Below are 6,516 nucleotides of genomic sequence, written 5' to 3' on the forward strand. Positions count from 1 at the left end.
CCTGGTTGCACGGACCGGAGTCGCTCGGGTTTTACGCCCTCATGACCGTGGCGATCGGGATTCGTGCGGCGCGGAAGGCCGGGATGGAGCCGCCGAGCAGGCCGGCGACCAGGCCCGCGATCACGCCGGCCACGCCCGCCTGCCAGGGGAAGGTCATCTCCAGCAGTTGCGGGATGCGGCCGCCCAGGATGCGGCCGGCGACGTCGATGCCGGCGGCGGCCGCGCCGATCGCGGCGCCGGCCGTCAGCAGGCCGGTGAGCAGGGTCTCGGCCAGCACGATGCCGGCCAGCAGGACGCGCGGGGTGCCCACGGCGCGGCGCAGGGCGAACTCCTCGACGCGCTCGCCGACGGTGGCCAGGCCGACGTTGAGGATGCCGGCCACGCCGATGAGCAGAACCAGGGCGGCCATGCCGAGGAAGATCCAGTTGAGGATGGCCAGCGACTGCTCGATGCTCTTGCGGGCGTCGTTGACCTCGACGTGCAGGGCCTCGCGCGGGACGCCGGCGCCCTCGAGCTTGCGGATCAGCAGGCTCTCCGTCTCGCCCGCGGTCGGCGAGAGCATGACCTGCAGGCCGGGGCCGGTGCCGATGACCATGCGCGACTTGGGGTCGTTGCCCTTGGTCACGGCGGCGGCGGACTCCGCCTTCGCCATCCAGTTGTTGATCTCGTCGGCCCGGGCGTAGGCCATCGGCTGCTCGTTGCCGTCGTCGATCACGCCGATGATGCGCGGGGTCGGGTTGGCGATGGCGCCCTCGAAGCGCATCTCGGCCGGAATCGTGTAGCGGTTGAAGCCGACCGCGGCCGCCTTGTTCACCACGATACGCGGGGAGTACGACGGTTTTCCGCCGAAGTCCAGCCACTGCCCCGACACGGACCGGAACGGACGGAACTGGCGGATGTCGTTGATCATGGCGGTGAGCTGCATCTCGATCGCCGCGCCGGGTGGGGCGCCGCCGGACTCGTCGACCGGGATCGGGCGGCAGGCGCCGGACTCGTCGCATTGCATCTCGTAGCGGGTGCCGGGGCCGTAGCCGCCGTACTGGTCCGGACGATCCAGCGGCGAGCCGCCCGGGTTGATCGGGCGGACCTTCGGCTCGCCGATGGTGACCTGCAGCGGGTAGGTGGCGGCGGTGCCCGGCTGGTCCTGGATCGTGGCGGTCACGATGTCGGTGGCCGAGCCGATGGGCGGGATGTACATCATCCGCGTGCCGTCCTTGCCGCTGTGCAGCTCGATGTCGGCCAGCTGCAGCGTGCGGGCGGTCTCGGCGGCGGCCTGGACGGTGACCACCGCGAGCACGCCCAGGAACAGGGAGATCATCGACAGGAACGTGCGCATCTTGCGGGCGCGGATGCCCTGCAGGCCGATGATCAGGGCCGAGCGGAACCTCCCGGACAGGCGCATCATGCCGGCTCCATCGCGACCGGGCGGAGGGCGCCGTCCTCGAGGCGCAGGACGCGCTGCATCTTGGCCGCGTGTGCCTGGTCGTGGGTGACCAGGATCAGGCCGCAGCCGCGGTCGGTGGCGGCCCGCATGACCTCGATGACGAGATTGCCGGTCTCGGTGTCGAGCGCGCCGGTCGGCTCGTCGGCCAGCAGCAGCCGCGGGCGGCGCACCAGCGCCCGGGCGATGGCCACCCGCTGCTGCTCGCCGCCGGAGAGCCGGGCCGGGCGGTGCTTGGCCAGGTGCGCTATGCCGACCTGGTCCAGCGCCTCGAGCGTGCGCGCCCGCCGCTTGCGCCGGGGCAGCCAGCCCTGGCCGTTGACCAGCGCCATGGCCACGTTCTGCGCGGCGGTGAGGTGCTTGAGCAGGAAGAAGCGCTGGAACACGAAGCCGAACTGGGCGCTTCGCAGCCGGGCCGCCCGCCGCTCGGAGATGCGGGCCAGGTCGCGCCCGCCCATGAGATACAGGCCGGAGTCGGGGCGATCGAAGAGCCCGATGAGGCTCAGCAGCGTGCTCTTGCCCGAGCCGGAGCGGCCCAGGATGGCCACGCTCTCGCCCTCGCCGACGGTCAGGTCGACGCCGGCGAGGATCGTCCGCGGCTCGTGCTGGCCCTTGAGGGTCTTGGTGATCCCGGCGAGCTCGATGATCGGCATCAACTGGACACCACCACCGGAGCCCCGTTCTCGCCCGGGCCGGCCCCGCCGCCCTTGGCCGCCGGGATGTTCGGCCCCGGCACCGCGACGGTCTCGTCCCCGGTGAGCCCGCTCTTGATCTCGATGACCTTGCCGTCGGTGATCCCCAGCTGCACCTCGCGGGTCTCCCGGCTCTGGTCGGCCTTGACCACCTCGACCTGGCCCTTGCCCTGGGAACCGGCGACCGCCTCGACCGGCAGCACCAGCACCCCGGTCGCCTTGGCGGTGACGATCTCCACGGTGGCGGCGGCGCCGTTGATGAGCTTCACGTCGGCCGGGCCGGCGCACACCAGCCGCATCCCGGTCGCCTCGGACGGCTGCTGCGGCGCCTGCGTGGGCGCCACGACCGGCGCGGTCGCGCTCGGGTTGGCCGCCGGGGCCTTCGGCTCGGGGATCGTGCCGGCCGGCAGCGCGGCGAGCGTGCCGAGCACCGTGCACGGGAAGGGCCCGGGCCCGCTCTTGATCTGCACGGTGACCGACTGCAGCGTGTCGGAGACCTGGTAGGCCTGGGCGCCGTCGATGTCGGCGACGATGCCGTAGCCGACCTGCCGGGCCGAGATGATCGGCATGCCCGCGGTCACCTTCGAGTGGTCGTCGACCAGCCGGCCGGCGAAGACCGCCCCGGCAGGCACCTCGACCGCGGTCGCCTTGCCGCCGACCCAGATGTTGGCCACCTTGGTCGGCTTCGTCGGGGTGCCGGTCGGCGCCTTCACGTCGAGGTAGCGCACCTCGCCGTCGATCGGGGCGACGAGGCCGAAGGTCGGGCCGAGCGCGACCTTGCCGCCGAGGCTCACCTTGTTGGTCAGGTCCTGCCGGGTCGGCTTGGCGGTGGTGACCGCGGTGCCACGGTCGGCCAGGCCCGGCGGAGGCTGCTGAGCGGCGCCGGACGCGGTGCACCCGGCGGCCAGGACGAACACGGTCAGTAGCGGCAGAACCCCTCGCACCGGGCGAACCCCCTCGTGGCCGATCGAAGATGGCCAAAGGTTAGCGGGCAAGTGGTGGGCGGTGCTGCCCCGTCGTGGGGTGAGCGCGAAAGAATCACCCAGCGTGAAAAGTGCTGGACACGGAGCGACCCCGCCTCAGGAGGCGGGGGCGGGGTCGTCCGATATCGACCGGCGTCAGACCCTGTAGGTGAAGGTCGCGGCGGCGGAGGCGGCGCTGGTGCCGCCCGTGGTGGTCACCAGCACGGTGGTCGCGCCGGCCGCGTGCGGCGGCAACACCAGGCGCAGCTTGGTGTCCGAGATCTTGGTGAACGACACGGCGACCCCGCCGACCGTCACCTTGGTCGCGTTGCCGATGTTCGTGCCGGTCAGCTCCACGGTCGTGGACGCCTTGGCCGAGCCGAGGCTCGGGCTGAGCGAGGTCACCGCGGGCGCGGGCGGGGCGACGTAGGTGAACGGCAGCGCCGTCGCCTCGAACGAGCCGCCCAGGTTGGTCAGCCTCAGCGTGACCTTGCCCGCCGCGTGGGCCGGCATCGTCACCAGCAGCTGGGTCTCGGACTGCTTGACGAAGGTCAGGTTGGTCCCGCTCGCCGTGACCGTCTTGATCGTGCCGAAGCCGGTGCCGGTGACCGTCACCGCGGTCGCGGCGTTGGTCGGGCCGCTGCTGACGCTCAGTGCGCTCACGGTCGGCGCCGGCGGGGCGACCAGCGTGAGCCGGCCGGCCGCGACGACCGCGCTGGTGCCGTCCGGGGTGGTGACGGTGACGTCGTACCCGCCGGCGGCCAGGCCGGCCGGCACGGTGAAGTTCAGGCTGGTCGCCGAGGTGACCTTGACCCCGGTGGCGGCCACGGCGCCGAGGCGCACGGCGGTCGCGCCGGTCAGGTCGGTGCCGGTCACGGTGATCGTGGCGCCGCCCGCGGTCGAGGCGGACTGCGCGCTCAGCCGGGTCACGGCCGGGGCCGGCGGCACGTAGGCGTACTTCGTCGCCGCGCCGGCCACGCTCGTCCCGCCCGCCGCCGTCACGGTGACGTCGACGTTGCCCTTGGCGTGCGCCGGAGCGGTGGCGACCAGCGTCGTCACGCCGTAGGCCTCGCTCTTGTGGAAGGTCGCCGGGGTGTCGCCGAACTTGACCGCGGTCGTCCCGGACAGGTTCGCCCCGGCGATCGTGACCTGGGTGCCGCCGGCCACCGGCCCGCGGGCCACCGACAGCGAGGAGACCGACGGGCCGGCCGCGGTGGCCTTCGTCGTCAGGCCGGTCACCGTGTACGCGGCCGAGACGTCGGTGTTGACGAACGCCCACGACAGGTGCGCGTCGCCCGAGGCCCCCCACGAGGTGCCCCACTGGTTGCGGATCCAGACCCCGTCGGCGTCGTACGCGTACGCCGTGATCATGTGCCCGCCCAGGCTCGCGCCGCTGAGCGTGTTGTACAGCGAGCCGCTGTTGAGGTACATGAAGTCGCGGAACACCGGAATGCCGATGGCCACCGGTGACCCACCGGCGATGGCCGTCTTGATCGCGGTCTTGGCCTTGTCGCCCTGCTTGTCACCGGACCACAGCAGGTTCCACCCGGCCACCTTGTAGTTCGCGGCGTTGGCGATCTCGGCCGCGGTCGGGGCCACCTGCCAGTTCAGCGTCCCCTGTGTGTAGTCGTCCTGGGTGTCCACGCCGTTCGTGGCCGCCTCGGTCAGCGCCTTGTCCGGGTAGAGCCCGGCCCCGGCGCGCCGCCCTTCGCCACCGAGCGCAGGTAGAGGTACAACGGGGCGTACGGCGCACCGGCCTTGCCGTCGCGCTGGGCGTAGTACCCCATGATCGTGTGCGCGATGGTCCACGCCACGCACGAGGAGATCTGGCCCTGGTCGCCGACCGGGGGAAGATTGGCGATCAGGGTGGCGCTGTCCGGCAGGACGTCGTAGGCCCGGAAGCCGCCACCCGCCGAGGCGCTGACCCGCTTCGTCGGGGCCGCGAACCCCCCGACCGCGTGGGGCAGCGCGGTGGTCGCCGCCGAGGCCGGCGCGACGCCGACCAGCGCACCGCCGGCGGCCACGACCAGGCCGAGGGCCGATGGGAGAAGGCGCATCCATGCTCCTTGGGGTTGGCGCATCGTTGCCGGACCGTGATGCTGCGACATCGACCCGCGTACGCCGGGCCTGAGCGGAGCGCCCGGATCCGGCCCGACCGGATGACATCGGCCGAGCAGGCAGGTAGCAGCAGGGTGCGTCCCGGGCGCAGTGTTCGCGGCGGCGCCGTCCAGGCCCACGACGTCGGGGAGGGTGTGCGTCCCGGGCGCAGTGTGGGCGACCCTGTTGCGGGGCTAGGCTCACTGGCCTGATGACCGTCGCCGCCCTAGTCGCCCTCGCCGCCATGGGCGCATTCCACGGCCTGAACCCGGGCATGGGCTGGCTCTTCGCCGTGGCGACCGGCCTGCAGGAACGCAGCCGGGCCGCCCTGCTGCGCGCTCTGCTCCCGATCGCCGCCGGCCACGCGGCGTCCATCTTCGTGATCGCCGGCCTGGTGAGCGCCCTCCAGTCGGTGCTCGCCACCCGGGCGGTCGCCATCGCCGGCGGCGCGATCCTGGTCGGCTTCGGCCTGTGGCGCGCCGTGTCCCGCCGCCACCCGCAGCTCACCGGCCTGCGCCTCACGCCACCACAGCTGGCCGGCTGGTCGTTCCTGATGTCGAGCATCCACGGCGCGGGCCTGATGCTCGTGCCGATCCTGGTGGTCGGCCGCACCGACGTCCACGAGCACCACGGCATGGCGGCCTCGACGACCGCGCCGCTGTGGGTCGGCTTCCTCGCCACGGCGGTGCACACGCTCGGCATGGTGAGCGTGGCCGGCGCGATCGCCTTGGTCGCGTACCAGGCGGTGGGCCACCGGATCCTGCGCTCCGCCCGTTTCAACCTGGACCGGATCTGGGCCGTGGCCCTGATCGGCGCCGGCCTGGCCACGGTCGCGGCGGCGGTCTGACCGCGGCGCCAGACGGCCGCGCCCGGCCATAGCGACGCCGACAGCGGAGCCGGCGCCCAACTCACCGACCGCGCCCGCCGCCCGGCGGAGCGCGGCCGTGGCGACAACAAGGACGGGCACGGCGCGGCGACAGCAATGGCGGCATCGGCAGAACACCGAGTGCGCGGCGATGCGGGGCGCGGCGACGGGGCGCGCGGCGATGCGGGGCGCGGCGAGGCCTCCTTGCAGGCGCGCGAGGCCGGACTTTTAGGCGAGGACATCGGCCGGGCGCGGTCGTGGGCGGCGATCTCGTCGCTAGACAGGCCCGTGGCGACGAGGCGGACCACCTCGCGCTCACGAGCGGTCAGCAGCGCGATACGCGGCCCGGGCCGGGCGGGTGGCGCGGCCGGGGCCGGGCGGGTGGCGCGGCCGGGGCCGGGCGGGTGGCGCGGCCGGGGCCGGGCGGGTGGCGCGGCCGGGGCCGGGCGGGTGGCGCGG

6 protein-coding genes are annotated in these 6,516 nt (G+C 73.5%); 1 reads left to right on the plus strand and 5 read right to left on the minus strand.

Annotation, left to right across the window (positions count from 1 at the left end; all coding sequences use genetic code 11):
- Nucleotides 1–31: 31 nt before the first annotated feature.
- The 5 genes from ABD352_RS20790 to ABD352_RS20810 all read right to left on the minus strand — a co-directional run bounded on the left by ABD352_RS20790 (nt 32) and on the right by ABD352_RS20810 (nt 5,152).
- Entirely contained in the window at nt 32–1,405 is a 1,374-nt protein-coding gene (locus ABD352_RS20790) for an ABC transporter permease (protein ID WP_344614083.1), read from the minus strand.
- Entirely contained in the window at nt 1,402–2,094 is a 693-nt protein-coding gene (locus tag ABD352_RS20795; RefSeq protein ID WP_344614084.1) for an ABC transporter ATP-binding protein, read from the minus strand. The genes ABD352_RS20790 and ABD352_RS20795 overlap by 4 nt, the downstream gene beginning before the upstream one ends.
- Nucleotides 2,094–3,077 carry an efflux RND transporter periplasmic adaptor subunit gene (locus tag ABD352_RS20800; protein WP_344614085.1) on the minus strand — a complete coding sequence of 328 codons (984 nt, stop codon included), beginning with the start codon at nt 3,075–3,077 and terminating at the stop codon, nt 2,094–2,096. The genes ABD352_RS20795 and ABD352_RS20800 overlap by 1 nt, the downstream gene beginning before the upstream one ends.
- A 174-nt stretch (nt 3,078–3,251) precedes the next feature.
- Nucleotides 3,252–4,739: an IPT/TIG domain-containing protein gene (locus ABD352_RS20805; RefSeq protein WP_344614086.1), complete on the minus strand. Its 1,488-nt coding sequence runs from the start codon at nt 4,737–4,739 to the stop codon at nt 3,252–3,254.
- A 20-nt stretch (nt 4,740–4,759) separates the two neighbouring features.
- Entirely contained in the window at nt 4,760–5,152 is a 393-nt protein-coding gene (locus ABD352_RS20810; protein ID WP_344614087.1) for a hypothetical protein, read from the minus strand.
- Nucleotides 5,153–5,403: 251 nt separating this feature from the next.
- On the opposite strand from ABD352_RS20810, the gene ABD352_RS20815 reads away from it, so the two are divergent.
- Nucleotides 5,404–6,039: a hypothetical protein gene (locus ABD352_RS20815; RefSeq protein ID WP_344614088.1), complete on the plus strand. Its 636-nt coding sequence runs from the start codon at nt 5,404–5,406 to the stop codon at nt 6,037–6,039.
- Nucleotides 6,040–6,516 lie beyond the last annotated feature (477 nt).

This window comes from Dactylosporangium salmoneum (assembly GCF_039532525.1).
Lineage (GTDB): Bacteria > Actinomycetota > Actinomycetes > Mycobacteriales > Micromonosporaceae > Dactylosporangium > Dactylosporangium salmoneum.

What these genes read in the sequence shown, in the direction of transcription:
- ABD352_RS20795 (WP_344614084.1), bottom strand. Translation starts at nt 2,094, where the DNA reads ATGCCGATCATCGAGCTCGCCGGGATCACCAAGACCCTCAAGGGCCAG.
- ABD352_RS20790 (WP_344614083.1), bottom strand. Translation starts at nt 1,405, where the DNA reads ATGATGCGCCTGTCCGGGAGGTTCCGCTCGGCCCTGATCATCGGCCTG.
- ABD352_RS20815 (WP_344614088.1), top strand. Translation starts at nt 5,404, where the DNA reads ATGACCGTCGCCGCCCTAGTCGCCCTCGCCGCCATGGGCGCATTCCAC.
- ABD352_RS20810 (WP_344614087.1), bottom strand. Translation starts at nt 5,152, where the DNA reads ATGCGCCTTCTCCCATCGGCCCTCGGCCTGGTCGTGGCCGCCGGCGGT.